General features: G+C 75.2%; 1 protein-coding gene. It reads right to left on the reverse strand.

Features of this window, described 5'->3' with window-relative positions:
• Nucleotides 1-3,755, reverse strand: a 3,755-nt coding sequence (locus JNW98_RS35000) for a condensation domain-containing protein (RefSeq protein ID WP_223772303.1), incomplete at both ends; no start/stop codon positions are given.

Genomic DNA, 3,755 nt, shown 5'->3' on the forward strand with positions numbered 1-3,755 from the left:
CGCCTCGCCGCCCACGAAGACCGTCCGCACGGACTCCAGCCCCTCGGGCGAGATCCGGCCCAGGGCGGAGGGCGTCTGGGTGAGGACCGTGACGCCTTCCCGCACGAGCAGATCGTGGAAGTCGGCGGGGGAGCGGACGGCGTCCGCGGAGGCGACGTCCAGGCGTCCGCCGTGCCGCAGGGCGCCCCACATCTCCCAGACCGACACGTCGAACACGTAGGAGTGGAACAGCGACCACACCTGGCCGGGCGACAGCTCCGCCGTCCGTGCCGACGTGGTGAACAGCTGCGCCACGTTGGCGTGCGTGACGGCGACGCCCTTGGGGACGCCGGTGGTACCGGAGGTGTAGATGAGGTAGGCGATGCCCTCGGGGTCGGGGAAGGGCAGCCCGTCGGCCAGCTGGTCGGCGAGCGCCGGGTCCGTCACGGACACCACCCGGCTCCCGTCGACTCGGCCGGCCAGGTCCGGGGTGGTGACCACGGCCGTCGGAGCGGCGTCCCGGAGCACGAACGCGACGCGTTCGTCCGGGTTGTCGACGTCGATGGGCAGGTAGGCCGCGCCGAGTTTGAGGACGGCCAGGACTGCGGTCAGGGTGTGTTCGGAGCGGGGGAGCAGCAGGGCCACCACGTCTCCGGTCCGTACCCCGCGGGCGGCCAGCAGGTGGGCCAGGCGGTTGGCGTTCTCGTCCAGTTCGCGGTACGTCCACGAGCGGTCCTCGAACGTCAGTGCCACCGCGTCCGGCGTCCGCGCGACCTGCCCGGCGAACAGCTCCGGCACCGAGACGGACGCGGCCGGCTCCGCCAGGACGGACCGGTTCCCGAGCGCGTCGAGCCGGGCCGCCTCGTCCCCGTCGAGGACGCCCGTGAGCGCCAGCGGCCGGCCGGCGTCGGCGGCCATGGCGGTCACCAGCGTCTCCAGCCACGTCAGGATCCGCCCGGCCGTCCGCTCGTCGAAGACGTCGGTGCGGTACTCCAGGCGGAGCCGCAGCCGCTGCCCGGGCCACGCCTGCACGGCGAGGGGGTAGTGCGTGAACTCGCGGCTCGACGCGATCCGCACGCCCAGCTCCTCGGTGCCGAGCCGGCCGCCGGACGCCTCCAGCGGATAGTTCTCGTACACGAAGATCGTGTCGAAGAGCCGCGCGTGGCCCGCGGCGCCCGCGATCTCGGCCAGCGCCGTGAACTGGTGGTCCAGCCCGTCGTGGTAGGCGTCGCGCAGGGAGTCGATCAGCTCGGCGGCCGTCGTCGCCGCGGTCGTCCGGGCGCGCACCGGGACGGTGTTGACGAACATGCCCACGGCCGACTCGCTGCCGGGCAGGTCCGCGGGACGGCCCGAGACCGTGGTGCCGAAGACGACGTCCCGGCTGCCGGTCAGCACGCCCAGCAGCCGCGACCAGGCGGCCTGGAGCACGATGTTCACGGTCGTGTTCCGCGCCCGGGCCAGCCGCTCCACGGCACGTGTCACGTCGGCCGGGAGGTCGGCGCGCAGCAGCGCCCGCGCGCCGGCGCCGGGGCGGTCGGCCGGGTCCACCAGCGTCGGCGCCTCCAGGCCGGCCAGGACCTCCCGCCAGTGCCGCCGCGCGGCGTCCGCGTCCTGCGCGGACAGCCATTCCGCGTAGGAGCGGAAGGCGGGGGCGGGTGCCAGGGGCTCCTTGCGGTAGACCGCGAAGATCTCCCGGAGCAGGATCTGGATCGACCAGCCGTCCACCACGATGTGGTGCGCGGACAGCACGAGTTCATGCCGGTCGGGGCCCGTGGCGCGGAGCAGGACGCGCAGCGGCGCCTCGTCCGCCAGACTGCCGCAGGCGGTCAGTTCGGCGTCGAGCAGCGCCTGGACGTCGTCCGTCTCGGGACCGGTCTCGGTCCACGGGACGGCCGGGTGCCGGGGGATGATCTGCACCGGGTCGGTGAGCCGGTCGGCGACGAAGCGGGCCACCAGGTTGGGGTGGCGGGCCACGACCGCGTCCACGGCCTCGCGCAGCCGCGGTACGTCCAGCGCGCCGGTGAGTTCGATGCCCAGCTGCACGGTGTACAACTCGGCGGGCCCGTCGCCGCCGGTGCGGCGGTGGAAGAGCAGGCCGGTCTGGAGGGGCGTCAGCGGAAGGATGTCGGCCGGCTCCGTGATGCGGGCGAGCCGGTCGATCTGCCGCTGGGTGAGCGCCGCCGGGAGGACGTCGGACGGCGTGAGCCCGCCGCCGCCGTTCGTCACGTAGGCGGCGATCCCGGCCAGGGCGGCCTGCCAGCGCGCCAGCAGCCCGTCGACGGAGGCGCGGTCGACCCGCGTGCCCGCCCAGCTCCACGTGGCGTGGAGTTCGGGGCGCTCGCCGTCGTCCAGCACGACCGCGTTGATGTCGAGGGTGTGCGGGAGCAGCATCGTCCGGGAGCCGAAGCGCCGCGCGTCGGGGGACTCCAGCGGCCCGAGGATCCGCCAGTCGGCGGTCTGTTCACCGGCGCGCGGGGTGCTGCGGCGGCCGAGGTAGTTGAAGCCCACGGCGGGGTCGCCGCCGGGGAGGTCCGCGCCGTCGTGGAGGTACTTGAGCAGGCCGTAGGTGATCCCGTCCGGGACGGCGCGCAGCTGCTCCTTGGCGTCCTTGAGCCACGCGCCCAGGGCCGGGCCGCCGGTCCTGACGGTCTCGTCGTCCAGCGGCGGCGCGGTCAGCGCGACGGGGTGCTTGGCGGTGAACCAGCCGACGGTGTCGGTCAGGTCGGTCGCCGCGCCGATCTCGTCGCGGCGGCCGTGGCCCTCCACGTCGACGCGGAAGGGCGCGCCGAAGTGCCCGTGCTGCTGGGCCAGGGCCGTGCCGAGCGCGATGAGCAGCAGTTCCTCGACGTTGACGCGCAGGGCCGCGGTCGCCTCGGACACCAGCACCTCGGTGAGCGCGGCGTCGACCGAGACGGACGTCTGCTCCACGCCCGCCCACGCGTCCTCGCCGGGCCGCGGCGCGGGCAGCAGGGTGGCGGCCGACTCGATGCGCTGCCAGGCCGGGAGCGCGTCCGTGACCTGCGGCGTGGTGGCGTGCTCGGCCAGCGTCGCGGCCCAGCGGCGGAACGAGGTGCCGCCGCCGTCCAGGGCGATGTCCCGCCCCTCGGAGAGGTGCCGCCAGCCCGTCGCCAGGTCCCGCTGGATGACGCCCCAGGAGACGGCGTCGACCGCGAGGTGGTGCACGACCAGCAGCAGCCGGCGGGAGGGCGCCGCCCACACGGCGTGCGCCATGACGCCGCCGCGCGGGTCGAGCCGGCGCAGCGCGGCGTCGAACGCGGCGTCGTCCAGCTCCTCGACGACGGTGACGCACGCGGCGGCGTCGACGGAGCCCGCGGGCGGGATCGTGAGGCCCACCGGACCGTCGCCGGCGGCGTCCTCCCTCCGCAGCCGCAGCGCCGCGTGGCGGTCGAGCAGCGCCCCCAGGAGCGCGACCACGTCGTCGAGGTCCGCCTCCGGCGGCGCCTGGAACAGCATGGTCTGGTTGAACCCGGCGTCCGGCGCCCCCAGGGCGTCGAGCCAGCGGATGATCGGTGTCGCCGCGACGGGACCGGTGTCGTCGTCCGGCCGCGTGTCGGGACCGTCCTGGCCGGCGCGCTCGACGACGCGGGCCACCCGGTCCACGGTCTGCTCGACCAGGATGTCGCGGGGCTTGCAGCGCAGCCCGGCCTCCCGGGCCTGCGAGACGACCCGCATGGACGAGATGCTGTCGCCGCCGAGGTCGAAGAACGAGTCGTCGGCGCCGACCCGCTCCACGCCCAGCACCCGGGCGTAGATCG

This window comes from Streptomyces huiliensis (assembly GCF_020037025.1).
GTDB lineage: Bacteria > Actinomycetota > Actinomycetes > Streptomycetales > Streptomycetaceae > Streptomyces > Streptomyces huiliensis.